The sequence below is a fragment of the Cereibacter azotoformans genome, from assembly GCF_021391315.1.
GTDB classification, from domain to species: domain Bacteria; phylum Pseudomonadota; class Alphaproteobacteria; order Rhodobacterales; family Rhodobacteraceae; genus Cereibacter_A; species Cereibacter_A azotoformans.
Window position 1 is genome coordinate 178528 of record NZ_CP090022.1, and the last position, 25047, is coordinate 203574.

Genomic DNA, 25047 nt, shown 5'->3' on the forward strand with positions numbered 1-25047 from the left:
CGGCAGGCTTTCATGACACGATATGTCGCAGGCCCGCTTTACGCCGCATCGGGCGGACCTGCACCGGCGCAAGCAAGGCACCACAGAAGGCGGCAGGTTCTCACATGACGGACATCGCGTTCATCCTGAACGGAACGCCCCTCAGCGTCTCGGCCGAGCCCACGCGGACGCTCCTCGACTTCCTGCGCGAAGACCGCGGCCTCACCGGCACGAAGGAGGGCTGCAACGAAGGCGACTGCGGCGCCTGCACCGTCATGGTGGCTGATGAGACCGGCCCGCGCGCCCTGAACGCCTGTCTGCTCTTCCTGCCGCAACTGCAGGGCAAGGAGGTCCGCACCGTCGAGGGCCTCGCCGCGCCCGACGGCCGCCTGCATCCCGTCCAGCGGGCGATGATCGACGAACACGGCTCGCAATGCGGCTTCTGCACGCCCGGCATCGTCATGTCGCTCGCCGTGGCGCACGCAACCGGCTGTCGCGACCATGACGACACGCTCGCGGGCAACCTCTGCCGCTGCACAGGCTACGCCCCCATCATCCGCGCCGCCCAAGCCGCCGAGACAGAACCGCAGCCCCACTGGCTGCCATCCTTCACTCTGCCCCAAATATCCTCGGGGGGGACCGTGAGCGGCGGGAGCCCCTCCCCGGGAGGGGCGGTCGCGAACGCCCGCCCGGCGGGCGGGCACGGGGGGGCAGACAGCCCCCCCGCCGCCGCCAGCCGCCCGACGAGCGTCGAGGAGCTTGCGCGTCTCTACGAGGCCCGTCCCGAGGCCACGCTGATCGCGGGCGCCACCGACGTAGGCCTCTGGGTCACGAAAGAGCTGCGCGACCTGCCGACGCCGATCTTCCTTGGCGCCATCCCGGAGCTCCGCCGCATCGACGACGAGGACGGACAGCTCCGCGTCGGCGCCATGGTCACCATCGCCGAACTGCGCGCGGCGCTGGCACCCCGCCTGCCCGCCTTCGCCGAACTCCTGCGCCGTTTCGCGAGCGTGCAGATCCGCAACGCCGCCACGATCGGCGGCAACATCGCCAACGGCTCGCCCATCGGCGACACGCCGCCCGCCCTGATCGCGCTCGGCGCCACGCTGCACCTGCGTCGGGGAGAGGAGCGGCGCTCGCTGCCGATCGAGGCGTTCTTCCTCGACTACCGCAAGCAGGACCGGCGTCCGGGCGAGTTCGTCGAGGCGGTCACGATCCCGACCGAGGCCCCGGGGCTGCGCTGCTACAAGCTGTCGAAACGGTTCGATCAGGACATATCGGCGGTCTGCGGCTGCTTCAACATCGGGCTGGACGAGGGCCATGTCGTCTCGGCCCGCGTGGCTTTTGGCGGCATGGCGGGGATCCCGAAACGGGCGTCGGCGGTCGAGGCCGGTCTCATCGGCCGGCCCTGGACGCTCGCCACGCTGGAGGCCGCCCGGCCGGCGTTCGCCGAGGATTTCACCCCGCTTTCGGACATGCGCGCCTCGGCCGCCTACCGGCTGGAGGCGGCGGCCAACATGCTGACCCGCGTCTTCCACGATCTCGACGGCGGCAGGGTCTCGGTGCTGGAGGTGGGCGCATGAGCCTCGGCAAGCCCCTGCCGCACGACGCGGCCCCGCGTCATGTCACCGGCGCCGCGCGCTATGTGGACGACATCCCAACCCCGCGCGGCACCCTGCATCTGGCCTTCGGCCTCTCGCCCGTGGCGCATGGCGAGATCCTGTCGCTCGATCTCGATCCGGTGCGGCGCGCGCCGGGCGTCGTGCGGGTGATCGGCCCCGATGACCTCGATCCGATGCCGGACTGCTCGCCCTCGACCCACGACGAGCCGCTCCTTGCGCGCGGTTGCGTCCATTATGCGGGACAGCCCCTGTTTCTCGTGGTGGCCGAGAGCCATCGGGCGGCCCGCCGCGCGGCGCGTCTGGCGCGGCCCGGGATCCGGCCGCTGCCGGCGATCCTCACCGTCGATGAGGCGCTGGCCGCCGGCTCGCGCTTCGAGGAGGGGCCGGTCGTCTGGGAGAAGGGCCGGGCCGCGGAGGCCATCGCGGCCGCCCCGCACCGTGTCGAGGGGTCGATGGAGGTGGGGGGACAGGAGCATTTCTACCTCGAGGGTCAGGTGGCGCTCGCCCTGCCGCAGGAGGGGGGCGACATGCATGTCCATTCCTCGACCCAGCATCCGACCGAGATCCAGCACAAGGTGGCCCATGCGCTGGGACTGCCGATGAGCGCGGTGCGCGTCGAGGTGCGGCGGATGGGCGGCGGCTTCGGCGGCAAGGAAAGCCAGGGCAATGCGCTGGCCATCGCCTGCGCGCTGGCCGCGCGGATGACGGGGCGGCCCTGCAAGATGCGCTACGACCGCGACGACGACATGATCATCACCGGCAAGCGCCACGACCTCAGGATCGACTACCGCGCGGGCTTCGATGCGGAAGGGCGTCTTTCGGGGGTCGAGTTCCGCCACCTCTTCCGCTGCGGCTGGTCGCAGGACCTGTCGCTGCCGGTGGCGGACCGGGCGATGCTGCACGCCGACAATGCCTATCACCTGCCCGCGGTGCGGATCGAGAGTCACCGGCTGCGCACCCACAGCCAGAGCGCCACCGCCTTCCGGGGCTTCGGCGGGCCGCAGGGCATGATCGGGATCGAGCGGGTGATGGACCATGTGGCCCATGCGCTCGGCCGCGATCCGCTCGCGGTGCGGCAGGCGAACTTCTATGCGCCGATGGCGGAGGGCGGACAGGAGAGATGCGCGCCGGAGCCGGGGACAAGGCCGGGGGCTCTGCCCCCGGACCCCCGGGATATTTCCGCCAGAATGAAGGAGGAGGATGCCGCGGCGCGGAAGCGCCTCGGCGCGGAAGAGGTGGATCTGACCTCGCGCGGGGCGGAGGCCATCGGGCATGAGCTGCCTCCGCCCGTGCCCGAGGGGGTACAGACGACGCCCTACCACATGCCGGTCGAGGATTTCATCGGCGATGCGCTGGTGGCCGCACTGGCGGAGAGGGCAGGCTATGCCCGGCGCCGCGCCGAGATCGCGGAATGGAACCGGCAGAGCCCGATACTGAAGCGCGGCCTTGCAATCACGCCGGTCAAGTTCGGGATCTCCTTCACGCTGACCTGGCTGAACCAGGCGGGGGCTCTGGTGCACATATACCAGGATGGATCGGTGCATCTGAACCACGGCGGGACCGAGATGGGACAGGGGCTGTTCCAGAAGGTCGCGCAGGTGGCCGCAGCCGAGCTGGGGCTGCCGGTCGAGGCGGTGAAGATCACGCCCACCGACACCGGGAAGGTGCCGAACACCTCGGCCACGGCGGCCTCGTCCGGGTCGGACCTGAACGGGATGGCGGTGCGCGCCGCCTGCGTGACGCTGCGTGAGCGGCTGGCGGATCTGGTGGCCGGACGGCATCAGGCGCGGGCGGAGGAGGTGCGGTTCGAGGAGGGGCGGGTGCGCGTCGGCGGGGCCGACCTCTCCTTCGCCGACGTGGCGGCCATGGCCTATCAGGCGCGCGTGCCCCTATCCGCCACCGGCTATTACCGGACGCCGAAGATCGTCTGGGACCGGCTGAAGGGGCGCGGGCGGCCCTTCTTCTACTTTGCCTACGGGGCCGCGGTGTCGGAGGTCGTGATCGACAGCCTTACCGGCGAGAACCGCATCCTGCGGGCCGACATCCTGCACGACACGGGCTCGAGCCTCAATCCGGCGCTGGATCTGGGCCAGATCGAAGGCGGCTATGTTCAGGGGGCGGGCTGGCTCACCACGGAAGAGCTGGTCTGGGACGGCGAGGGGCGGCTGCGCACCCATGCGCCCTCGACCTACAAGATCCCCGCCTGCTCGGACCGGCCGCGGATCTTCAACGTGGCCCTCTGGGACCGGCCGAATCCCGAGGAGACGGTGGGGCGGTCGAAAGCGGTGGGCGAGCCGCCCTTCATGCTCGGGATCTCGGTGCTGATGGCACTTTCGGACGCGGTGGCGGCCTGTGGCGACGGCTCGGTCTATCCCGCGCTGGATGCGCCGGCCACGCCGGAACGCATCCTGATGGCGGTGAGGCGGCAGCGTGGCTGAGGGTTTCCACCTTGAAGGGTTGCGGGCGGCCGTGGAGGAACACGGGCGCGTGGCCCGGGTGGTGGTGGGCGCGGTCGAAGGATCGGCGCCCCGCGCGCCGGGCGCGGCCATGCTCGTCTGGGAGGGCGGGAGTTCGGGCACCATCGGCGGCGGCGCGCTGGAGTGGGAGGCCACCGCGCGGGCCAGGGCCCTTCTGGCGGACGGCGGGCGGCGGGTGGACCGGAGGCCGCTTGGTCCCGCGCTCGGACAATGCTGCGGGGGATCGGTGACGCTGGTCACCGAGGTCTGGGACGCGGCGACGCTTTCGACGGTTGCGGGGCCGCTGGTGGCGCGCAGCCTGGACGGGCGACCCATGGGGCTCGAGGTGAAGCGGCTGATCGACCGGGCGCGGCGCGAGGGGGCGCGGCCGGCGGTGCAGATCCGGCAGGGCTGGCTGATCGAGCCCCTGGCGATGCCGGAACGGCAGGTCTGGATCTGGGGCGCCGGCCATGTCGGCCGGGCGCTGGTGGCGGTGCTGGCACCCTTGCCCGATCTCGCGCTGACATGGATCGACGTGGCGCGCGACCGCTTTCCCGAGGCGCTGCCCGAGGGGCCGCGCGCGATCTGGTGCAAGCGGCCCGAGGAACTGGTGGCCCATGCGCCGCGCGCGGCCGAACATCTCGTGCTGACATTCTCGCACGCGCTGGATCTCGAGCTTTGCCACCGCATCCTCGCGCACGGGTCGGCCGGGCTCGGGGTCATCGGCTCGGCCACGAAGGCTGCCCGCTTCCGTGGCAGGCTGCGCGCGCTTGGCCATTCCGAGGGGCAGATCGCGCACATGGTGTGCCCGATCGGCGACAAGTCGCTCGGCAAGCATCCGCAGGCGATTGCCTTGGGCGTCGCGGTAAGGTTGCTGGGGGAAAAGCGCAGAGCGGGGGCGGAGATCGCGTCATGACGGAACTTCTGCGGATCGAGGGGGTGACCAAGGCCTATCCGGGCGTGGTCGCGAACTCGGACGTGTCCTTCTCGATCCGGGAAGGCGAGGTGCATGCGCTCCTCGGCGAGAACGGCGCGGGCAAGTCCACGCTGGTCAAGATGATCTACGGGCTGGTCCGGCCCGACGAGGGGCGGATGCGGCTGCGCGGGCAGGACTATGCCCCGCGCGAGCCGCGCGAGGCGCGGGCTGCGGGCGTGGCCATGGTGTTCCAGCATTTCAGCCTGTTCGAGGCGCTGAACGTGGCCGAGAATGTGGCGCTCGGGATGGAGAACCCGCCGAGGCTGCGTGATCTCGCCGCGCGCATCCGGCAGGTCTCGGAGGAATATGGCCTGCCCCTCGATCCGTCGCGCATGGTGGGCGACCTCTCGGCCGGCGAGCGGCAGCGGGTCGAGATCGTGCGCTGCCTGCTGCAGGATCCGAAACTGCTCATCATGGACGAGCCGACCTCGGTCCTCACCCCGCAGGAGGTGGAGATCCTGTTCCAGACCCTGCGCCAGCTGGCGGCCGAGGGGACCTCGATCCTCTACATCAGCCACAAGCTCGAGGAGATCCGGGCGCTCTGCGACGAGGCGACGATCCTGCGCCGCGGCAAGGTGGTGGCGACCTGCACCCCGCGCGAACGCTCGGCCCGCGAGATGGCCGAACTGATGGTGGGCACCGTCCTGACCCCGCCCGAGCGGCACGCGACCCCCAAGGGCGAGGTGGCGCTCGAGGTGGCGGGACTGTCGGTCGCCTCGCCGATCCCCTTCGGCACCGCGCTCAAGGACATCAGCTTCAAGGTGCGCCGCGGCGAGGTGCTGGGCATTGCGGGCGTGGCGGGCAACGGGCAGGACGAACTGCTGATCGCGCTCTCGGGCGAGCTGCGCGCGCCGAAGGATGCGGTGCTGGTCGAGGGGCACGGCGTGGGCGACCTCGGGCCGAACGAGCGCCGCACGCGGGGGCTGGTGGCCGCGCCCGAAGAGCGGCTGGGCCATGCGGCCGCGCCCGACATGAGCCTTGTGGAGAACGCGCTCCTGTCGGGGGTGGTGCGCAAGCGGCTGACATGGCGCGGCTTCATCGACTGGGCGGGCACGCGCGCCTTCGCCTCCGAGATCGTCGAGCGGTTCGACGTGCGCACGCCCGGCACATGGGTGGCCGCGCGGGCGCTTTCGGGCGGCAACCTGCAGAAGTTCGTGGTGGGCCGCGAGCTGTCGCAGGATCCGTCGGTCATCATCATCAACCAGCCGACGTGGGGCGTGGACGCCTCGGCCGCGGCGGCGATCCGGCAGGCGATCCTCGACAGGGCGGCGGCGGGGGCGGCGGTCGTGGTCATCAGTCAGGACCTTGACGAGCTTCTGGAAATCGCCGATCGCTTCGCGGCCCTGAACGAGGGCCGGCTTAGCGTGCCCCGGCCGACGCAGGGCCTGTCCATCGAGGAGATCGGCCTGATGATGGGCGGCGCGCACGGGATGGAGGTGGCCCATGCTCACGCTTGAGAAGCGGCCCAACCCGTCGCGCTTCTGGAACTGGGCGACCCCGGTGCTGGCCGTTGTCCTGACCATGCTGGCGGGCGGGCTGATGTTCGCGCTGCTGGGCAAGAACCCCGTCGAGGCGATCCGCACGATCTTCTGGGACCCGCTGTTCGGCGAGTTCGCCTGGTATTTCCGCGGCCAGCTTCTGGTGAAGGCGGGGCCGCTGATCCTGATCGCGGTGGGGCTGAGCCTCGGCTTCCGCGCGGGCGTCTGGAACATCGGCGCCGAAGGGCAATACATGATGGGCGCCATCTTCGGCGCCGCGGCGGGGCTTGCGCTCTATCCCACCGACAGCCGGCTGATCTTTCCGCTGATGGTGGCGGCGGGCGCCTTCGGCGGCTGGATCTGGGCGATGATCCCCGCCATCCTGCGCACGAAGTTCCGCACCAACGAGATCCTCGTCTCGCTCCTCCTCGTCTATGTCGCGCAGTCGATCATGGCCTCGATGGCGTTGGGCGCCCTGCGCAATCCGCAAGGGGGCGGCTTTCCCGGCTCTCGCAACCTCTCGCAGTGGCCGTCGTCGGCCAACCCCGAGCTGATCGCCGGGACGGGCATGCACTGGGGCGTGGTCGCGGCCTTTGCCGCAGTGATCGCGGCCTACATCCTTCTCCAGCGTCACATCCTCGGCTTCCAGATCCGGCTTGCGGGCCAGGCGCCGCGGGCCGCGCGTTTCGCGGGCGTCTCGCCCAACCGGCTCGTGCTGATGTGCATGGGGATCTCGGGGGCGCTTGCGGGCCTGGCGGGGCTGTTCGAGGTGACGGGGCCGGCGGGGCAGATCTCGATCGACTTCGCGCAGGGCTATGGCTTCACCGCGATCATCGTGGCCTTCCTCGGGCGGCTCAATCCGGTGGGCATCCTGCTCGCCGGGCTTCTGATGGCGCTGACCTATGTCGGCGGCGACAACGCCTCGACGAACCTCGGCCTGCCCGCGGCCTCGATCCAGGCCTTCCAGGGGATGCTGCTCTTCTTCCTCCTCGCCGTGGACCTTCTGTCGAACTACCGCATCCGCCCGCGCCGGAAGGAGGCCGCCTGATGGACCTGTTCGGAGGCATCAATCCCGCCGTCCTCGTGGCCTCGCTGATGATGGCCTCGGTGCCGATCATTCTCGCGGCCATCGGGGAACTGGTGGTCGAGAAGTCGGGCGTGCTGAACCTCGGGGTCGAGGGGATGATGATCATCGGCGCGATCTGCGGCTTTGTCGTCGCCGTCGAGACCGGAAGCCCGTGGGCGGGCTTCATCGGCGGCGCCGTGGGGGGGGCCGCGCTGAGCCTGATCTTCGCCTTCCTGACGCAGGTCCTGATGGCCAATCAGGTGGCCAGCGGCCTCGCGCTGACCCTCTTCGGCCTCGGCCTCTCGAGCCTCATCGGGCAGGGCTATGTGGGCGTGAAGCCGCCCGCGACGGGCCGGCTCGACTTCGGACCGCTGTCGGACATTCCCGGGCTGGGAACGATGCTCTTCCGGCACGACATCATGGTCTATCTCTCGATTGCCGCCGTGGCCGCGGTCTGGTTCGTGCTGCGCCACACGCGCACGGGCCTCGTGTTGCGGGCGGTGGGCGAGAATCACGAGGCGGCCCATGCGCTCGGCTACCATGTGGTGCGGATCCGGGTGCTGGCGATCCTGTTCGGCGGCGCGATGGCGGGGCTCGGCGGCGCCTACCTCAGCCTCATCCGGGTGCCGCAATGGACCGACGGGATCACCGCGGGGGCAGGCTGGATCGCGCTGGCCATCGTGGTCTTTGCCAGCTGGCGGCCGTGGCGTGTCCTGCTCGGCGCCTATCTTTTCGGCGGCATCACCGTCCTCCAGTTGAACCTGCAGGCCGCGGGCGCACGGATCCCGGTGCAATACTTGTCCATGTCGCCCTATCTGATAACGATCCTCGTGCTGGTCATCATGTCGGCGGACCGGCGCCGGAGCAGCTCGGCGCCGGCGTCGCTGGGCAAGACCTTCCACGCCTCGCGCTGAGGCAGCACTATCGGCCGGCACCGCCGGCAGGGAACAGGGAGCAAAAGAATGGATCGCAGAACGCTTCTCGCAGGCGCCGCCTCGGGTCTCGCGTTGTCGCTGGCGGGAGGCCAGGCCGCGATGGCCCAGGCCAAGGACAAGGTGAAGGTGGGCTTCGTCTTCGTCGGCCCGATCGGCGACGGCGGCTGGACCTTCCAGCACAACGAGGGCCGTCTGGCCGTCGAGAAGGAGTTCGGCGACCGCGTCGAGACGATCTACCAGGAAAGCGTTCCCGAAGGCTCGGACGCCGAGCGCGTGCTGACGCAGATGGCGCTGTCGGGCTGCGACATCATCTTCACCACCTCGTTCGGCTACATGGACGCCACCAACAACGTGGCCGCCAAGTTCCCGAACGTGAAGTTCGAGCATTGCACCGGCTTCAAGCGCGAGCATCCGAACGTGGCGACCTACAACGCCCGCTTCTACGAGGGCCGCGCGGTCTGCGGCACGATTGCGGGCATGATGACCAAGTCGAACAAGATCGGCTACATCGGCTCCTATCCGATCCCCGAGGTGGTGCAGGGCATCAACGCCTCGTTCATCCACGCGCGCAAGGTGAACCCCGATGTGACGATCTCGGTCGTGTGGGCCTACACCTGGTTCGACCCCGCGAAAGAGGCCGACGCCGCCAAGGCGCTGATCGAGCAGGGGGTGGACGTGATCCTTGCCCACACCGATTCGACCGCCCCGCTGGCCGAGGCCTCCAAGACGCCGGGCGTGATCGGCTTTGGCCAGGCGTCCGACATGGCCAACTACAAGCCCTCGCCGCGCGTGTCCTCGATCATCGACAACTGGGCGCCCTACTACGTCAAGCGCGTGGGCATGGTGCTCGACGGCACCTGGGAGGGCACCGACGCCTGGGAAGGCATCGCGGGCGGCGAGGTGCAGATCGGCGAGATCACCGAGGCGGTCCCGGCCGAGGTGAAGGCCAAGGCGATGGAGGTTCACGACGCGATCGCCGATGGCACCTACCATCCCTTCACCGGCCCGCTGAACAGGCAGGACGGCTCGACTTGGCTGGCCGAAGGCGAGACCGCACCCGATGCCGATCTGCTGGGCATGAATTTCTACGTGGAGGGCATTTCGGGCGAGATCCCGAAGTAAGGCCCACCCTTCAAGACCTATGGCCCGGACCGCAGGTCCGGGCCATTCTCTTGTCGTGACCCTTTCGCCAGACCGAGCGGCTCAGCGCGACGCTCCGCCAGGGCCAGGGTCAGGGGCTGCGTCGCGCGCGCTTCGGATCGGATGATCGGCTTATTGCGAGGCGAGGCTGAAGGCCACCGGCTCGGCGCCCACCGTCACCCGATCGCCCGCACGGGCGAAGGTGTAGATCGTGCGCAGGTCCGAAGGCATCGAGAACTGCACCCGGTCCTGGTCCTGCAGCAGCATCTTGACGACCTGCGGCTCACCCGACGGAGTGCGCGCACGGAAGGCCGCGGTGACTTCCATCCCGCCATCGGCGAGGTCATTGCGATAGGCCACGAGATCGAGCGCCCCCTCGTGCAGGCTGCGGGCCTGCATGGGGGCATCGAGCACCAGCTCACCGGCGGAAACGGACGAGGCCAGGGCCAGGGCGGCAGCGGTAACAGCCAGAAGGTTTTTCATCGTGAGACGCTTTCCAGAGGTTTGGCCCTTTGTGCACAGGCCGATTGATGAGCGGAACATAATGCTGCGCCGCAGCGGCGTCTACGTCCGGCCCTGCAGTCCCGCCATGCAGGCGGCGGGACGCTAACCGCAACAATATGCCGCACTTTCCATCCCTTGCCCGCGACCCGGTCACGCCCCGCGCGGCCCGGCCAAAGCCATTCGCAGGCGCAGCATGGTGCCCTGGGTCAACCACCCGCCCAACGGTCGATGCCTGATCTTGCCCACCGACGTTACGGAACGTCACGATGCCCTTTGACCTGCCATTTGCACTTCCACCGCACGAGCCTGCCGGATTAGCCTTCGCCGGTCAGCAGGAAGGGAGGGCTTGATGACAGCGGAACCGATCGTGATCGCGGGGGCGGCACGCACGCCGATGGGGGCGTTTCAGGGGGCGCTCAAGGGTCGAACGGCGGTCGAACTTGGCGCCACGGCCATCGAGGCCGCGCTGACGCGCGCGGGACTGGCGTCAGAGGCGGTGGACGAGCTGATCATGGGATGCGTCCTGCCGGCGGGGCTCGGGCAGGCTCCGGCTCGGCAGGCGGCGATGGGGGCGGGGCTGCCCCAGTCGGTGCCCTGCTCGACCCTCAACAAGGTGTGCGGCTCGGGCATGAAGGCCGTCATGCTTGCGCACGACCTGATCCGGGCCGACAGCGCGCGCATCGTGGTGGCGGGCGGCATGGAGAGCATGTCGAACGCGCCCTACCTTCTCGACAAGGCGCGGGGCGGCTACCGGATCGGGCATGGCCGCGTCATGGACCACATGTTCCTCGACGGGCTCGAGGACGCCTATGATCGCGGTCGCGCCATGGGCACCTTCGCCGAGGATTGCGCCGAAGCCTACCAGTTCACCCGCGACGCGCAGGATGCCTACGCGCTGGAATCCCTCTCGCGCGCGAAGGCCGCGATCTCGGGGGGCCGCTTTGCCGAAGAGGTCGTGGCGGTCAATGACGTGGCCGATGACGAGGCGCCGGGCCGGGCGCGTCCCGAGAAGATCCCGCAGCTTCGTCCCGCCTTCCGCGAGGGCGGCACGGTGACGGCTGCGAACAGCTCCTCGATCTCGGACGGGGCGGCCGCGCTGGTGATCACCAGCCTGAGCGCCGCCGAGGCGCAAGGCCTCACGCCGCTGGCGACGATCCGTGGCCATGCCAGCCATGCGCAGGCGCCGAACCTCTTCACCACCGCGCCGATCGTCGCGATCCGCAAACTGCTCGACCGGATGGGCTGGGACGCGGGCGATGTGGACCTCTTCGAGATCAACGAGGCCTTTGCCGTCGTGGCCATGGCCGCCATGCGCGACCTCGACCTGCCGCATGACAAGGTGAATGTGAACGGCGGCGCCTGCGCGCTCGGCCATCCGATCGGGTGTTCAGGGGCGCGGATCATCGTCACCCTCTTGTCCGCCCTGCGGGACCGCGGATTGACGCGGGGCGTGGCGTCGCTCTGCATCGGCGGCGGCGAGGCGACGGCCCTGGCGGTGGAGTTGCTCTGATGGATGTGAGGGATCAGGCGGCACTGGTCTCCGGCGCCGGGTCGGGTCTGGGCGAGGCCACCGCGCGGGCGCTGGCGGCGGCGGGGGCGCGGGTTGCGCTGCTGGATTTCAACCTGTCGGCGGCCGAGGCCGTGGCGGCCGACATTGGCGGGCTGGCCCTCGCCTGCGACGTCGCTTCGGCCGAGAGCGCCGAAGAGGCGGTGGAAAGGGCCGCGGCCGCGCATGGTGCGGCCCGCATCCTGGTCAATTGCGCGGGCGTGGCCCCGGCGAGGAAGATGCTGGGCAAGGGCGGCACGATGCCGCTCGACGACTTCCGGCGCACCATCGAGGTGAACCTGATCGGCAGCTTCAACCTTCTGCGGCTCTTTGCGGCGGGCGCGGCCGGGCTGGCTCCGCTCGACACGGCCGAGCGGGGCGTGGCGATCAACACGGCCTCCATCGCGGCATGGGAGGGGCAGATCGGCCAGACGGCCTATGCGGCGTCAAAGGGCGGGATCGTGGGTCTCACCCTGCCCGCCGCGCGCGAGCTGGCGCCGCTCGGCATCCGGGTGTGCGCGATCGCCCCCGGCATCTTCGAGACCGCCATGCTCAAGGGCCTGCCCGAGGCCGCGCAGGAAAGCCTCGGCGCCGCGGTGCCCTTCCCCTCGCGCCTTGGCCGCCCCGCCGAGTTTGCGGCGCTGGCGCTGCATATCCTCACCAACCCGATGCTGAATGGCGAGACCATCCGCCTCGACGGGGCGCTCAGGATGGGGCCGAAGTAGGGCGGGCCACCCTGACCCGTCCGCACAGGTCCAGGCATCCTGCGGCCAGCGGACGGGGCGGCGCTGTCAGCCCTCCAGCTCTTCGCAGCGGACGAAGAAGTGCGTCAGCGTGTGCGGGCCGAACGAGTGGATCAGCGCGACATCGGCCGCGTCACGGCCTCGCGCGACGGTGATCCGGCCGATCCTGCGCTGGTTGTTGCGCGGATCGAACGTGTGCCAGCGGCCGCCGAGATAGACCTCCATCCAGGCGCAGAAGTCCATCGGCCCCCCTGGCGGCACGCCGATGTCGCCGAGGTAGCCATTGACGTAGCGCGCCGGGATGTTCAGGGCCCGGCAGAGCGCGATCGCAAGGTGGGTGAAGTCGCGGCAGACGCCGGTGCCGTCCTCCCACGCCTCATAGGCGGTGCGGGTCGAGCTGGCGTTGGCATAATCGAAACGGATGTGGCGGTGCGCAAAGTCCGAGATCGCCTGGACCCGCCCCCAGCCCGGAGCCAGCCCGCCGAACAGGTCCCAGGCGATCTGGCTGATCCGGTCCGTCTCGCAGTAACGCGATCCGAGCAGAAACGGCAGCGTCTCGTCGGGCAGGCGGGCGACGGGCACCTCCTCGGCCGTCGGGTCTTCGGGATCGGGATGGCCCGGATCCTCGATCACACCGTCGCCGCGGATGGTGAAGTCGCCGGCCGGCACCACAAGCCGTCGGCAGATGTTGCCGAACATGTCCCGGTGGAGCGCCATCGGAACCTCCGGCTCGGTCGTGACCACCTCGGCCGAGCGGAGCTGTGGGCGATGCTCGTCCCGGATGTCGAGCAGGCAGTTCATCGGCGTGTCCCCGGCGCAGTTCACCGAGATCTCGTATCCGAAACGTATCAGCATGAACTGCCCCCTGTGGTCCCGCATTCGGCAACCCCTGCCAGACCGGCCGGTTCCGAGGCCATGCGACCAGAAAGGGCCGATCCCGCGGATGCTGCAGGCGCAGGCGAAAGGGCCGCCGATGTGCCTGTCAGGACCGCTTGAGGCGGATCACCACATCGACGCGGCTGAGTTCGGCGCCTTCGGGAAGCTCGGGGATGCGGGTGATCTCGAGCTGGTCGGCCGGGGCGTCGAAGAGGTCGGCCGTATCTTCCCAGAAGAAATGGGGGTGATTGTCCACGCGCGTGTCGAAGTAGCTGCGGGCGCCATCGACCACCACTTCCTGCATGAGGCCGGCTTCGCAGAAGGCGCGGAGCGTGTTGTAAACGGTCGCGAGGCTGACCTTGTCGCTGGACTGCCCGGCTGCGGCAAAAAGACTCTCCGCCGTCACATGCCTGTCACGCCCGTCACCGACGAGCAGGGCCGCCAAAGCCACCCGCTGACGCGTGGGGCGCAAGCCCCCCTTCGTCAGCCATTCGGTGCCGCGTTCGATCGCCGTAGGTGCCATGTTTCCATCTGCCATGAGATGCATCTTATCCCATTCCGCGCCCCGATTTCAAACGGAAACACCCGTGCGGGTCCGCCCGGCCTGCGCCGGTGACGCAGGGCGCCGCCCTTGCCAGTCCTTCGGTGCCGATGCTAAGGGGAAGCGGTTGACCCAGGGACGGACGGAGAATGATGGCGGACTATCCGACGAGCTTCGACAAGGAGGCGCTGCTGGCTTGCGCGCGGGGCGAACTCTTCGGGCCGGGCAATGCCCAGCTGCCGCTGCCGCCGATGCTGATGATGGACCGCATCACCGAGATTTCGGCGGATGGCGGACTTCACGGCAAGGGTCATGTGGTGGCCGAGTTCGACATCCACCCGGACCTGTGGTTCTTCGGGTGCCACTTTCCGGGCAACCCGGTCATGCCCGGCTGCCTCGGGCTGGACGGCCTGTGGCAACTGACCGGCTTCAACCTCGGCTGGCGCGGCTGGCAGGGCCAGGGCTTCGCGCTCGGCGTGGGTGAGGTGAAGCTCTCGGGCATGGTCCGGCCGGATCGCAAGCTCGTCACCTATCACGTCGATTTCACCCGCGTGATCGACCGTCGGCTCAAGATGGGCGTGGCGGACGGCCGCGTCTTCGCCGACGGCGAGGAAATCTACACCGTCAAGGACATGAAAGTCGGTCTGGCCGCTGCTGCCTGACCCGGGGGAGGAAAGCCCATGCGCCGCGTCGTCATCACCGGGATCGGCATCGTCTCGCCGATCGGGAACAATGCCGCCGAAGTGGAAGCGAGCCTGCGTGCCGGCCGCTCGGGCATTTCCTTTTCGGAGGAATATGCCGGGCACGGCTTCCGCAGCCAGGTCCACGGCATGCCGAAGATCGTGCTCGAGGACCATATCGACAAGCGCGACCTGCGCTTCATGGGCTCCGGCGCCGCCTACAACTTCATCGCGATGGAGCAGGCGATCAAGGACTCCGGCCTTGAGGAGAGCGACGTCTCGAACCCGCGCTCGGGCCTCGTGATGGGCTCGGGCGGGCCTTCGACCTCGAACTTCTTCCAGGCCCACAAGATCGTCATCGAGAAGGGCTCTCCCAAGCGGATGGGGCCGTTCATGGTCACCCGCTGCATGAGCTCGACCAACTCGGCCTGCCTTGCCACTCCTTTCAAGATCAAGGGCGTGAACTACTCGATCACCTCGGCCTGCTCGACCTCGGCCCATTGCATCGGCAACGGGACCGAACTGATCCAGATGGGCAAGCAGGACGTGGTCTTTGCCGGCGGCGGGGAAGAGCTGGACTGGACGCTCTCCTGCCTCTTTGACGCGATGGGCGCCATGTCGTCGAAATACAACGACGCACCCGAAACGGCCTCGCGCGCCTTCGACGCGACGCGCGACGGCTTCGTGATCGCGGGCGGCGGCGGCGTCGTGGTGCTGGAAGAGCTGGAACATGCCCGCGCGCGCGGCGCGAAGATCTATGCCGAGGTGACGGGTTACGGCGCCACCTCCGACGGGGCCGACATGGTCGCGCCCTCGGGCGAGGGCGGCGAGCGGTCGATGCGGCTGGCGCTGTCCACGCTGCCCGAGGGGCGGCGGATCGACTACATCAACGCCCACGGCACCTCGACGCCCGCGGGCGATGTGACCGAGGTCAAGGCGATCCGCCGGATCTTCGGCGAAGGCAACGTCCCGCCGATCTCCTCGACCAAGTCGCTGACCGGCCATTCGCTGGGCGCCACCGGCGTGCACGAGGCGATCTACTCGATGCTGATGATGCAGGGCGGCTTCATCGCGGCCTCGGCCAACGTGAGCCAGCTCGATCCCGAGATCCGGCCCGACGAGATCGCCACCAGCCTTCGCGAGGGGGTCGAGATCGACTCGGTCCTGTCGAACAGCTTCGGCTTCGGCGGCACCAACGCCACGCTTGTCCTGAGCAAGTTCAACAACTGAGGTCGCACGGATGGCCGAGCTGATGAAGGGTAAACGCGGTCTGGTGATGGGGGTCGCGAACGACCGCTCGATCGCCTGGGGCATCGCGCGGGCGCTGGCCGCCGAGGGGGCAGAGCTGGCCTTCTCCTATCAGGGCGAGGCGTTCGGCCGGCGGGTCGAACCGCTCGCCGCCTCGGTCGGCTCGGACTTCCTCGTGGATGTCGATGTCACGAAGGACGAGTCGCTCGACGCCTGCTTTGCGGCGCTCAAGGACCGTTGGGGGACGCTGGACTTCGTGGTCCATGCCATCGCCTATTCCGACAAGGGCGAGCTCGCGGGCCGCTTCATCAACACGACGCGCGAGAACTTCCGCAACTCGCTGACGATCTCGTGCTTTTCCTTCATCGACATCGCACGCCGCTCGGCCGAGCTGATGCCCGAGGGTGGGGCGCTGCTGACGCTGACCTATCAGGGCTCGAACCGGGTGACGCCCTATTACAACGTGATGGGCGTGGCGAAATCGGCGCTGGAATCGGCCGTGCGCTATCTGGCCAATGATCTCGGGCCCCAGAAGATCCGGGTCAACGCGATCTCGCCGGGGCCGATGAAGACGCTGGCCGGCGCCGCGATCGCGGGCGCGCGCGCCACCTACCGTCATTCCGAGGCGAACGCCCCGCTGCGCGCCAATGCCACGCTCGAGGCGGTGGGCGGCACGGCGGTCTGGCTGGCCTCGGACTACGGCGCCTGCACCACGGGCGAGATCGTGCGGGTGGACGGGGGCTACCATGTCCTCGGGATGCCCCAGCCCGAGCATCTCTAGCGCGACGGAGGGAACGCGGGCACCCACGGCCCCGTTGCAGGTCTGCGGCCCCGGCCGCATCACCTGACACCGAGGGAACCTGTCATGCCCCAGTCGATCTTCGTCAACCTGCCCGTGTCCGATCTCGCGCGGTCCATCCCGTTCTACCGGTCGCTCGGGTTCGGCCTGGACGCGCAGTTCTCGGATGACACCGCGGCCTGCATCACGGTCTCCGACACGATCCGCTTCATGCTGCTGACGCACGAGCGGTTCGAGGGATTCTGCACCCTGCCCCGCGCGGACACGAGCGCAAGCACGGCCGTCCTCATCGCGCTGTCGCGCGACAGCCGCGACGCGGTGGACGACCTGCTGGCCGCCGCGCTCTCGACCGGCGGGAAAGAGCCGAAGCCCGCCGACGATCACGGCTGGATGTATCAGCGCACGGTCATGGACCCGGACGGCAACACGCTCGAGATCTTCTGGATGGACGCCGAGGCGGCGTCGGCCGCGCGCAAGATGAACAGCGGCTGACGAAGCCACGACCCGGCCCGCCGCGAAACAGGGGTTGGTGGCACGGAAGGTCTGGTAATCCGCGGCAATCCGGCGCAGGAGAGGGACAGCCAGCCCGCCGTTCGAGGGCCCGTGCCGGAGGGTCCGGCGCGCCCCTCCGGCCATGCCAGCCGCCGCACCCGATCCCGCACGAAGGCCCTGCGATGCTCCGTCAGTTCTTCGCCTATTACCGGCCGTGGCTTGGCCTCTTCTGGTTGGACTTCGGCTGCGCCGTCGTCTCGGGCCTGCTGGAACTGGCCTTTCCGCTTGCGGTGCAAGGGTTCATCGACCGCCTTCTGCCGCGCGGCGACTGGGGGCTCACGCTTGTGGCCGCGGCGGCGCTTCTGCTGATCTATCTGCTGAACACCGGCCTGATGGCCGTGGTCACCTACTGGGGCCACATGCTGGGCATCAACATCGAGACCGAGATGCGGCGGCGGGCGTTCGAACATCTCCAGAAGCTCTCGTTCCGCTATTTCGACCGTGTGCGCACCGGCAAGCTGGTGGCGCGTGTCACGCGCGATCTCGAGGAGATCGGCGAGGTGGCCCACCACGGCCCCGAGGATCTCTTCATCGCCGTGATGACCTTCATCGGCGCCTTCGCCCTCATGCTGTCGATCAACAGCCAGCTTGCGCTGCTGACGGCGCTGATCGTACCGGCGACGGTGGCGCTGGTGACCATCTACGGCGGCCGGATGACCGCCACCTGGAGGGCCATCTACGCCCGCGTTGCTGATTTCAATGTGCGGCTCGAGGAGAATGTGGGCGGCATCCGCGTCGTGCAGGCCTTCGCGAACGAGGGGCACGAGAAGGCGCTCTTTGCCCAGGACAACGCCCGCTACCGCGACACCAAGCTTGCGGCCTACCGCGTCATGGCGGCCTCGCAGGCCCTGAACTACATGGGGATGCGGTCGGTCCAGCTGGTGGTGATGGTCGCGGGAGCGGGGTTCGTGCTCTCGGGCGAGCTGTCCACCGGCGGGTTCGTGGGCTTCCTGCTGCTCGTGAATGTCTTCTTCCGGCCGCTGGAAAAGATCGCCGCGGTGATCGAGACCTATCCGCGGGGCATCGCGGGCTTCCGCCGCTACCTCGAACTGCTCGAGACCGAGCCCGAAATCGCCGATGCGCCCGACGCCCGCCCGGCGCCGCGGCTGTCGGGGGCGATCCGGTTCGAGAAGGTGGGCTTCGACTATGACCGCGGCCGCGCGGTGCTGAGAGGGATCGACCTCTCGGTCCGGCCCGGCGAGACGCTGGCCTTCGTGGGGCCGTCCGGCGCGGGCAAGACGACGCTGCTGGCCCTTGTGCCCCGCTTCTACGACCCCGACGAGGGGCGGATCACGATCGACGGCATCCCGTTGGCGGACATGACGATCGAGAGCCTGCGCCGCCAGATCGGCATCGTGAGCCAGGACGTCTTCCTCTTTGGCGGCACGCTGCGCGAGAACATCGCCTATGGCCGGCTGGACGCCTCCGAGGCCGAGATCCGTCTCGCGGCGGAACAGGCGCAGCTTGGGCCGATGATCGCCTCACTTCCCGAGGGGCTCGACACGGTGGTGGGCGAACGCGGTGTGATGCTGTCGGGCGGGCAGAAACAGAGGGTGGCCATTGCGCGCGCCTTCCTGAAGAACCCGCCGATCCTGATCCTCGACGAGGCGACCTCGGCCCTCGACACCGAGACCGAGCGCGAGATCCAGACGGCGCTCGACGCGCTGGCGGTGGGCCGGACCACGCTGATCATCGCGCACCGCCTCGCCACGATCCGCCATGCAGATCGGATCGTGGTGATGGAGGAAGGCCGCATCGCCGAGCTGGGCACCCACGCCGAGCTTGCCGCGCGCGGCGGGCGCTATGCGCGGCTCTCGGCCGCCTGATCCTGCCAGTAGGCCGCGACGCTCATCTCGCGCTTGTGCAGGCCACGGCCGCGCAGCCTGTCGCGCGCGGCATCGGCCAGCCCGCGGTCGCCCGCCACCCACACGAGCCGGTCGGCGTCGGGCAGATCAAGCCGCTCCAGAGCGGCGAGAAGGCGGGGCCGCGCCACGCAGGCAAGCGACAGGCCCGGCGGGCGCGGCAGGTCGGGAAGGTCCGAGGGCCGCACCGCCAGATGGGCCGCCCCGCGCGTCGTCGGAGGCAGGGCTGCAAGGATGCGCGCGATGGCCGGCAGCGCGGTCTCATCGCCGAAGAAGGCGCAGAAGCCGGCCTCGGGGATCCAGCCGCCGCCCGGCCCCATCACCCCGACGACCGCGCCCGGCTGCACCTCGCGCGACCAGCGGGCCGTGCGGCCGCCCGGATGCTGGAAGATGTCGATCTCGAGCCACCCCTGGCGGGGATCGAGCGCCCGGATCGTATAGACCGGCGCGTGCAGGGCCGCGGCACCTTCGGGCCAGCGCGTCCGGCCCGAGGCGTCGATCACCGGCCATTCCGGCGGACGCCCCTCGGGCGGCAACAGCAGGCGCACATGCAGCCCGCCGTTCGCGAAGCGCGAAACGTTGCCGGTCAGGCGCACCCGCCGGAAGCTGGGCGACGCGTCGCGCACCCCCTCCACCCGCAGCAGCGACAGTGTGGGCGGCAGGTCGCCGGTGGCCACACGCTCCCACATGGGCCGGGCGCCGGCCGCCTCGAACAGGAGCGTCATTGCCTCCTGCAGCACGAAGAGCTGGCAGGCGTCGGCCGCCTCGAGCCTCAGCTCGAGCCCCGAGAGCCGAACCTCTCCGCCCCAGACCTGGACCGCGAACCCTCCGGGCACGGCCCGCACGGGCCAGTCGTCCGCCTCGGCACGGGCGAGCAGTGCCACGGCGGCACAGCCCGGCAGGCAGGCGGTCAGCGAGACGGGCATCCCGGCATCCTTTTCAACAGGCGAGAGGGCGGCGGAGATGCCCCTTCTCGCGAGGCAGGGCGTGGCGTGCCCGGCGGGCTGGCTGACCCTGCACTACCCTATTCCGACAAAAACCGTCAAGCACCCGCGACTTGATCTGTCGCAGCCGCGGTGCCATGCCGGATGTCTCCGACACCAGAGAGTTGCCCATGCGCTCCACCTTGCAGAACCCGCGGCGCCAGCCCCATGCCTTTCATGTCATGGCCAAGCCGGTCGGCCCACGCTGCAACCTTGCCTGCGGTTATTGCTACTACCTCGGGAAGGAGGCGCTCTACCCCGAACGGCACCGTTTCCGGATGGACGAGGATGTTCTTGTCCGGTTCATCCGCGACTATGTCGCGGCGCAATCGGCGGCCGGGTTGCGCGACATCACCTTCAGCTGGCAGGGCGGCGAACCCTTCCTGATGGGGCTCGACTTCTTCCGCCGTGTGGTGGATCTGCAGCAACGTCTCTGCCCTCCCGGACAGCGGATCGGAAACGCGATCCAGACCAACGGGACGCTCGTCACCCCCGAATGGGCCGGCTTCCTGCACGCGCACGAGTTTCTCGTGGGGGTGAGCCTCGACGGACCGCCCGCAATACAGGATGCGGCGCGGCCGGACCGGCGCGGGCGGGCCAGCTCGGCCAGGGTCCTTCGGGGGCTGGGGCTTCTCCAGCAGCACGGGGTCGATGTGAATGTCCTGACCGTGGTCAGCCGCGCCAACGTGGACCAGCCGCTCGAGGTTTACAGATACCTGCGGGGCCTCGGGGTCGAGGTGATACAGTTCATCCCGGCTCTCGAACGGCGGATGCCGGGGGGCGGGCAGGCCGGCCCTCCGGGAAGGGGCGACCGCGGGGCGACGCTGGCGCCCTTCTGCGTCAGCGGCGAGGACTATGGCCGGTTTCTCTGCGCGATCTTCGACGAGTGGGTGTCGGCCGATGTGGGACGGGTGTTCGTCCAGCATTTCGAGGTGATGCTGGGCATCCTTGCGGGCGAGCCCGCCTCGCTCTGTGTTTTTGCCGAGACCTGCGGCGACGCGCTCGCGCTCGAGCACAACGGCGACCTCTATGCCTGCGATCACTATGTTTACCCCGATCATCGCCTCGGCAACATCCGCGCACGCAGGATCGGTGAATTCGCCGCCCTTCCCCGGCAACGCCGGTTCGGCAAGGAGAAGGCCGGTCTCCTGCCTGCAAGTTGCCGCCACTGCCGATGGAGGGCCGCCTGCCACGGCGGTTGCCCCAAGCACCGGATCGCGCCTGAACCCGGAGGCGGCCCGGGAAAGGTGAGCCACTTCTGCGCCGGCTACCGGATGTTCCTTGACCATGCCGGAGACCGACTTGCCAAGATCGTGCGCCTCGTGCGTGCCGGCCGGCCGGCGGCGGCGATCATGGAACGGGCTGGCGGAACAGCCTGATCACGAAGACGTATTTTCTCGGACTGCGGCTCTGGCGGGACCATGCCCGGCAAAAACGTCCCGATTTTCGAGGGACTGTTGGAGGATTTCCCGCGCCGCACGGGAGAAAGATGCAGCCGGGGCTGGACATTTTGCGGCTGCTCCGTCACAAGGCCGCCGTTGCGGGAGGGCCGTCGGCCCTCCCGAAGCGCAACCTGCAGCATTCGGGAACCCTGCAACCGCAGTCGATGTTCCTGTCGTCAGGAAACCTCATCCGGTTGGATCGGGGGAATTGCGCGATCACGGAGGCCCTCCGGCCCGTCGCGTCGGGGCCTCTGCATGACAGATAGACCGGAGGGACAAACCGATGGCCGATGCCACGCATCCGACGACCCCACCTGCCGACGAGGCGATCCCGTCGCCGGAAGGCCCCACGCAGATCATCGAAACCGAATACGAGATCGGTCAGGACAATATCAGCTACCGACGAAGGTTCGTCTTCGAAATCGACATCCACAACGTCGTCTTCAGCGTCTCGGCGCTCAGCATTGTCGCCTTCACGTTCCTCACGCTGATGTTCCAGACGACGCTGGGCCCGGTCTTCACCGCCATCCGCGACACGCTGACCTCGAACCTCGCCTGGTTCTTCCTGCTGTCGGGCAACCTCTTCGTGATCGTCTGCCTTGTGCTGGTCTTCCTGCCGCTGGGCCGTATCCGGCTGGGCGGCCCCGAGGCGACACCGGACTACAACCGCCTGTCCTGGTTCTCGATGCTCTTTGCCGCGGGCATGGGGATCGGGCTGATGTTCTACGGCGTCTCGGAACCGCTCGGGAACTTCACCGCGGCCTTCCAGGGCCCTGTGTTCGAGAACGGAGTGCGGACGGACTGGGCGCCGCTCGATGGCGCGCCGGGCGATGCCGAAGCCGCGCGGCGCCTCGCCATGGCGGCCACGATCTTCCACTGGTCGCTGCACCCCTGGGCGATCTATGCCGTCGTGGCGCTGTCGCTGGCGCTCTTCGCCTACAACAAGGGCCTGCCGCTCACGCTGCGTTCGGTCTTCTATCCGATCTTCGGCGAGCGCGTCTGGGGCTGGCCGGGCCATGTCATCGACATCCTTGCGGTCTTCGCCACGATCTTCGGCCTCTCGACCTCGCTCGGGATCGGGGCGCAGCAGGCGGGCGCGGGGCTTGATTTCCTCTTCGGCCTGCCCTCGACCATGGGCATGACGGTCTTTCTCGTGATCGTCATCACCGGGATCGCCGCCGGATCGGTGATCGCGGGGATGGAGAAGGGTGTGAAGCGCCTGTCGGAAATCAACATGGCGCTGGCCTTCCTGCTGCTGCTCTTCGTCATCCTCGTGGGCCCCAGCCTGCAGATCCTGCGCGGCTTCTTCCTCAACCTCTACGCCTATGTCCAGAACCTCCCCGCGCTCTCGAACCCGTTCGGCCGAACCGACGACAACTTCCGTCACGGCTGGACGGCCTTCTACTGGGCGTGGTGGATCAGCTGGTCGCCCTTCGTCGGCATGTTCATCGCCCGCGTCAGCCGCGGCCGCACCGTCCGCGAGTTCGTGATCGCCGTGCTGCTGATCCCGTCGCTCGTCTCGACGCTCTGGATGACGGCGCTTGGTGGAACGGCGATCAGCCAGGTGGTGGTCGAGGGGCTGAGCTCGGTCCAGAATGCCGCGCTCGAGATCCAGCTCTTCGAGATGCTGTCGCACCTGCCGCTGACACAGATCACGTCGCTGATCGGCATCGTGCTCGTGATCGTGTTCTTCGTCACCTCCTCGGACTCGGGCTCGCTGGTGATCGACACGATCGCCGCGGGCGGCAAGGTCAATGCGCCGGTGCCCCAGAGGGTGTTCTGGGCGACCTTCGAGGGGCTCGTGGCGATCGCGCTGCTGCTCGGGGGCGGCCTCGCGGCGCTTCAGGCGATGGCCGTCTCGACCGGCTTCCCCTTCACCATCGTCCTCCTCGGCGCCTGCTACGCGCTGATCAAGGGCCTCGCCGCCGAGCCGCGGTGAGATGAAGCCGCGGCGCCTGCCGTCGCGCAGGCGCCGCCCATCCGGGCTTGACGCGCGCCTCAGCCTCGCTAGCTCTCGCCGGCGGGGCGACCGGAGGTGCGGCATGACGCGGCTCATCCTTGTGCTGGGCGACCAGTTGACAGAGACGCTTTCGGCCCTCCGGGCTGCCGATCCGGCGCAGGATCTTGTGGTCATGGCCGAGGTGGCCGAGGAAGGCACCTATGTTCCGCATCATCCCCAGAAGATCGCCCTGATCCTGTCGGCCATGCGCAAGTTCGCGCGGCGGCTCGAGGCCTTGGGCTTCGATGTCGCCTATTCCCGCCTCGACGATGCGGACACCGGGCCCTCCATCGGGGCCGAGTTGCTGCGCCGCGCCGGCGAGAACGGCGCACGCGAAATCCTCGTCACCCAGCCCGGCGACTGGCGGCTGATCGCGTCCCTTGAGGCGCTTCCCCTGCCGGTCCGGTTCCTGCCGGACGACCGGTTCATCTGCCCGGCCGATGCCTTCGCCCGCTGGGCCGAGGGGCGCAAGCAACTGCGCATGGAATGGTTCTACCGCGACATGCGCCGCAAGACCGGCCTTCTGATGGAGGGCGACCAGCCGGCGGGGGGCCGGTGGAACTTTGACACCGAAAACCGCAAGCCGGCCGCGCCGGACCTGCTGCGCCCGCGTCCGCTGCGGTTCGAGCCGGATGGCGAGGTCCGCGCCGTTCTGGATCTGGTGGAGGCGCGCTTTCCGCGTCATTTCGGCCGCCTGCGCCCCTTTCAATGGCCCACCGATCGAAAGGAGGCGCTGCAGGCGCTCGAGCATTTCCTCCGCGAGAGCCTGCCGCGCTTCGGGGACGAACAGGATGCGATGCTGGCCGATGACCCGTTCCTGAGCCACGCGCTCCTGTCCTCATCGCTGAACCTCGGGCTGTTGGGGCCGATGGAGGTCTGCCAGCGGGCCGAGGCCGAGTGGCGGGCCGGGCGTGCGCCGTTGAACGCGGTCGAGGGCTTCATCCGGCAGATCCTCGGCTGGCGGGAATATGTCCGCGGCATCTGGGCGCTGTCGGGGCCGGACTACATGGCCTCGAACGGCCTGGCTCATCGCGCGCCCCTGCCCGCGCTCTACTGGGGGGCGCCCACGCGGTTGGCCTGCCTCGCGGCGGCGGTGGGCCAGACGCGGGATCTGGCCTACGCGCACCATATCCAGCGGCTCATGGTGACGGGCAATTTCGCACTGCTGGCCGGCGTCGATCCGGCCGAGGTCCATGAATGGTATCTCTCGGTCTATATCGACGCGCTGGAATGGGTCGAGGCGCCGAACACGATCGGGATGAGCCAGTTCGCCGACGACGGCCTGATGGGGTCGAAGCCCTATGTCTCGTCGGGCGCCTACATCGACCGGATGTCGGATTATTGCCGCGGCTGCGCCTATTCCGTGAAGACGCGGACGGGGCCCGACGCCTGCCCCTTCAACCTGCTCTACTGGCATTTCCTCGCCCGCCACCGCGAGCGGTTCGAGCGCAATCCCCGGATGGTCCAGATGTATCGCACCTGGGACCGGATGGAGCCCGGACATCGGGACACGGTGCTGGCCGACGCCGAGAGGTTCCTCGCACGGCTTCATGCGGGCGAGCCGGTCTGAAGGGAAAAGGCCCGCCGGGACGCGCCTGCAGGCCGTTCCTGGAAAGACCG

Annotated in this window: 21 protein-coding genes; 17 read left to right on the top strand and 4 right to left on the bottom strand. The window is 69.1% G+C overall.

Features of this window, described 5'->3' with window-relative positions; all coding sequences use genetic code 11:
• Positions 1 to 104 precede the first annotated feature (104 nt).
• Genes xdhA through LV780_RS15960 form a run of 7 tightly spaced genes read left to right on the top strand, consistent with a single transcriptional unit; the run spans position 105 to position 9634 of the window.
• Positions 105 to 1562, top strand: coding sequence for a xanthine dehydrogenase small subunit (gene xdhA, locus LV780_RS15930; protein WP_108221177.1), 1458 nt, complete (start codon positions 105 to 107; stop codon positions 1560 to 1562).
• The gene (locus LV780_RS15935) at positions 1559 to 4039 is read left to right on the top strand and encodes a xanthine dehydrogenase molybdopterin binding subunit (protein WP_117345114.1); all 2481 of its coding nucleotides are present in this window, start codon (positions 1559 to 1561) and stop codon (positions 4037 to 4039) included. Before xdhA ends, LV780_RS15935 begins: the two co-directional genes overlap by 4 nt.
• Positions 4032 to 4973 carry a xanthine dehydrogenase accessory protein XdhC gene (gene xdhC, locus LV780_RS15940; protein WP_108221175.1) on the top strand — a complete coding sequence of 314 codons (942 nt, stop codon included), beginning with the start codon at positions 4032 to 4034 and terminating at the stop codon, positions 4971 to 4973. The genes LV780_RS15935 and xdhC overlap by 8 nt, the downstream gene beginning before the upstream one ends.
• Positions 4970 to 6490 (top strand): ABC transporter ATP-binding protein, encoded by a 1521-nt coding sequence (locus tag LV780_RS15945; protein ID WP_101339961.1) that lies wholly within the window; start codon positions 4970 to 4972, stop codon positions 6488 to 6490. The genes xdhC and LV780_RS15945 overlap by 4 nt, the downstream gene beginning before the upstream one ends.
• The gene (locus LV780_RS15950) at positions 6477 to 7559 is read left to right on the top strand and encodes an ABC transporter permease (protein ID WP_101339960.1); all 1083 of its coding nucleotides are present in this window, start codon (positions 6477 to 6479) and stop codon (positions 7557 to 7559) included. The genes LV780_RS15945 and LV780_RS15950 overlap by 14 nt, the downstream gene beginning before the upstream one ends.
• Positions 7559 to 8491, top strand: a complete 933-nt coding sequence (locus LV780_RS15955; protein WP_108221174.1) for an ABC transporter permease — start codon at positions 7559 to 7561, stop codon at positions 8489 to 8491. Before LV780_RS15950 ends, LV780_RS15955 begins: the two co-directional genes overlap by 1 nt.
• 48 nt (positions 8492 to 8539) lie before the next feature.
• A complete protein-coding gene (locus LV780_RS15960; protein WP_108221173.1) occupies positions 8540 to 9634 on the top strand; it encodes a BMP family ABC transporter substrate-binding protein in 1095 nt (364 codons plus the stop codon).
• A gap of 150 nt (positions 9635 to 9784) precedes the next feature.
• On the opposite strand, the gene LV780_RS15965 is transcribed toward LV780_RS15960, so the two are convergent.
• Positions 9785 to 10135, bottom strand: coding sequence for a hypothetical protein (locus LV780_RS15965; protein ID WP_101339957.1), 351 nt, complete (start codon positions 10133 to 10135; stop codon positions 9785 to 9787).
• Between the two features lie 370 nt (positions 10136 to 10505).
• On the opposite strand from LV780_RS15965, the gene LV780_RS15970 reads away from it, so the two are divergent.
• Entirely contained in the window at positions 10506 to 11666 is a 1161-nt protein-coding gene (locus LV780_RS15970) for an acetyl-CoA C-acyltransferase (protein WP_108221172.1), read from the top strand.
• Complete coding sequence (locus tag LV780_RS15975) at positions 11666 to 12427, top strand: SDR family NAD(P)-dependent oxidoreductase (RefSeq protein ID WP_108221171.1); 762 nt, start codon at positions 11666 to 11668, stop codon at positions 12425 to 12427. The genes LV780_RS15970 and LV780_RS15975 overlap by 1 nt, the downstream gene beginning before the upstream one ends.
• A 66-nt stretch (positions 12428 to 12493) precedes the next feature.
• Here the strand turns inward: LV780_RS15975 and LV780_RS15980 are convergent, their stop codons facing one another.
• Together LV780_RS15980 and irr are read right to left on the bottom strand one after the other, a co-directional pair.
• The gene (locus LV780_RS15980) at positions 12494 to 13300 is read right to left on the bottom strand and encodes a transglutaminase-like domain-containing protein (RefSeq protein WP_108221206.1); all 807 of its coding nucleotides are present in this window, start codon (positions 13298 to 13300) and stop codon (positions 12494 to 12496) included.
• 127 nt (positions 13301 to 13427) lie between these two features.
• Complete coding sequence (gene irr, locus LV780_RS15985; RefSeq protein ID WP_011910813.1) at positions 13428 to 13868, bottom strand: Fur family transcriptional regulator Irr; 441 nt, start codon at positions 13866 to 13868, stop codon at positions 13428 to 13430.
• 146 nt (positions 13869 to 14014) lie between these two features.
• Between irr and fabA the strand changes: the two genes are divergently transcribed.
• The 5 genes from fabA to LV780_RS16010 all read left to right on the top strand — a co-directional run bounded on the left by fabA (position 14015) and on the right by LV780_RS16010 (position 18967).
• Entirely contained in the window at positions 14015 to 14524 is a 510-nt protein-coding gene (gene fabA / locus LV780_RS15990) for a bifunctional 3-hydroxydecanoyl-ACP dehydratase/trans-2-decenoyl-ACP isomerase (protein WP_108221205.1), read from the top strand.
• 18 nt (positions 14525 to 14542) lie between these two features.
• Positions 14543 to 15772 carry a beta-ketoacyl-ACP synthase I gene (gene fabB / locus LV780_RS15995; RefSeq protein ID WP_011910811.1) on the top strand — a complete coding sequence of 410 codons (1230 nt, stop codon included), beginning with the start codon at positions 14543 to 14545 and terminating at the stop codon, positions 15770 to 15772.
• Positions 15773 to 15782: 10 nt separating this feature from the next.
• A complete protein-coding gene (locus LV780_RS16000) occupies positions 15783 to 16571 on the top strand; it encodes an enoyl-ACP reductase FabI (protein ID WP_011910810.1) in 789 nt (262 codons plus the stop codon).
• 84 nt (positions 16572 to 16655) lie between these two features.
• Positions 16656 to 17081 carry a VOC family protein gene (locus tag LV780_RS16005; protein WP_108221170.1) on the top strand — a complete coding sequence of 142 codons (426 nt, stop codon included), beginning with the start codon at positions 16656 to 16658 and terminating at the stop codon, positions 17079 to 17081.
• Positions 17082 to 17263: 182 nt separating this feature from the next.
• Positions 17264 to 18967, top strand: a complete 1704-nt coding sequence (locus LV780_RS16010; protein WP_108221169.1) for an ABC transporter ATP-binding protein — start codon at positions 17264 to 17266, stop codon at positions 18965 to 18967.
• On the opposite strand, the gene LV780_RS16015 is transcribed toward LV780_RS16010, so the two are convergent.
• Positions 18943 to 19929 carry a siderophore-interacting protein gene (locus LV780_RS16015; protein WP_108221168.1) on the bottom strand — a complete coding sequence of 329 codons (987 nt, stop codon included), beginning with the start codon at positions 19927 to 19929 and terminating at the stop codon, positions 18943 to 18945. The genes LV780_RS16010 and LV780_RS16015 overlap by 25 nt on opposite strands.
• Before the next feature lie 188 nt (positions 19930 to 20117).
• Between LV780_RS16015 and LV780_RS16020 the strand changes: the two genes are divergently transcribed.
• The 3 genes from LV780_RS16020 (at position 20118) to LV780_RS16030 (ending at position 24997) form a co-directional block, all read left to right on the top strand.
• Positions 20118 to 21365 carry an anaerobic sulfatase maturase gene (locus LV780_RS16020; protein WP_108221167.1) on the top strand — a complete coding sequence of 416 codons (1248 nt, stop codon included), beginning with the start codon at positions 20118 to 20120 and terminating at the stop codon, positions 21363 to 21365.
• A gap of 346 nt (positions 21366 to 21711) precedes the next feature.
• Positions 21712 to 23367, top strand: coding sequence for a BCCT family transporter (locus tag LV780_RS16025; protein ID WP_011910805.1), 1656 nt, complete (start codon positions 21712 to 21714; stop codon positions 23365 to 23367).
• Positions 23368 to 23470: 103 nt separating this feature from the next.
• Positions 23471 to 24997, top strand: coding sequence for a cryptochrome/photolyase family protein (locus tag LV780_RS16030; RefSeq protein WP_108221165.1), 1527 nt, complete (start codon positions 23471 to 23473; stop codon positions 24995 to 24997).
• Positions 24998 to 25047 lie beyond the last annotated feature (50 nt).

What these genes read in the sequence shown, in the direction of transcription:
- LV780_RS15970 (WP_108221172.1), top strand. Translation starts at nt 10,506, where the DNA reads ATGACAGCGGAACCGATCGTGATCGCGGGGGCGGCACGCACGCCGATG.
- LV780_RS15950 (WP_101339960.1), top strand. Translation starts at nt 6,477, where the DNA reads ATGCTCACGCTTGAGAAGCGGCCCAACCCGTCGCGCTTCTGGAACTGG.
- xdhA (WP_108221177.1), top strand. Translation starts at nt 105, where the DNA reads ATGACGGACATCGCGTTCATCCTGAACGGAACGCCCCTCAGCGTCTCG.
- LV780_RS15955 (WP_108221174.1), top strand. Translation starts at nt 7,559, where the DNA reads ATGGACCTGTTCGGAGGCATCAATCCCGCCGTCCTCGTGGCCTCGCTG.
- LV780_RS16025 (WP_011910805.1), top strand. Translation starts at nt 21,712, where the DNA reads ATGGCCGATGCCACGCATCCGACGACCCCACCTGCCGACGAGGCGATC.
- LV780_RS16020 (WP_108221167.1), top strand. Translation starts at nt 20,118, where the DNA reads ATGCGCTCCACCTTGCAGAACCCGCGGCGCCAGCCCCATGCCTTTCAT.
- LV780_RS16000 (WP_011910810.1), top strand. Translation starts at nt 15,783, where the DNA reads ATGGCCGAGCTGATGAAGGGTAAACGCGGTCTGGTGATGGGGGTCGCG.
- LV780_RS15965 (WP_101339957.1), bottom strand. Translation starts at nt 10,135, where the DNA reads ATGAAAAACCTTCTGGCTGTTACCGCTGCCGCCCTGGCCCTGGCCTCG.
- LV780_RS16030 (WP_108221165.1), top strand. Translation starts at nt 23,471, where the DNA reads ATGACGCGGCTCATCCTTGTGCTGGGCGACCAGTTGACAGAGACGCTT.
- LV780_RS16010 (WP_108221169.1), top strand. Translation starts at nt 17,264, where the DNA reads ATGCTCCGTCAGTTCTTCGCCTATTACCGGCCGTGGCTTGGCCTCTTC.
- LV780_RS15935 (WP_117345114.1), top strand. Translation starts at nt 1,559, where the DNA reads ATGAGCCTCGGCAAGCCCCTGCCGCACGACGCGGCCCCGCGTCATGTC.
- irr (WP_011910813.1), bottom strand. Translation starts at nt 13,868, where the DNA reads ATGCATCTCATGGCAGATGGAAACATGGCACCTACGGCGATCGAACGC.
- LV780_RS15960 (WP_108221173.1), top strand. Translation starts at nt 8,540, where the DNA reads ATGGATCGCAGAACGCTTCTCGCAGGCGCCGCCTCGGGTCTCGCGTTG.
- LV780_RS16005 (WP_108221170.1), top strand. Translation starts at nt 16,656, where the DNA reads ATGCCCCAGTCGATCTTCGTCAACCTGCCCGTGTCCGATCTCGCGCGG.
- LV780_RS15975 (WP_108221171.1), top strand. Translation starts at nt 11,666, where the DNA reads ATGGATGTGAGGGATCAGGCGGCACTGGTCTCCGGCGCCGGGTCGGGT.
- LV780_RS16015 (WP_108221168.1), bottom strand. Translation starts at nt 19,929, where the DNA reads ATGCCCGTCTCGCTGACCGCCTGCCTGCCGGGCTGTGCCGCCGTGGCA.
- LV780_RS15945 (WP_101339961.1), top strand. Translation starts at nt 4,970, where the DNA reads ATGACGGAACTTCTGCGGATCGAGGGGGTGACCAAGGCCTATCCGGGC.
- LV780_RS15980 (WP_108221206.1), bottom strand. Translation starts at nt 13,300, where the DNA reads ATGCTGATACGTTTCGGATACGAGATCTCGGTGAACTGCGCCGGGGAC.
- fabA (WP_108221205.1), top strand. Translation starts at nt 14,015, where the DNA reads ATGGCGGACTATCCGACGAGCTTCGACAAGGAGGCGCTGCTGGCTTGC.
- fabB (WP_011910811.1), top strand. Translation starts at nt 14,543, where the DNA reads ATGCGCCGCGTCGTCATCACCGGGATCGGCATCGTCTCGCCGATCGGG.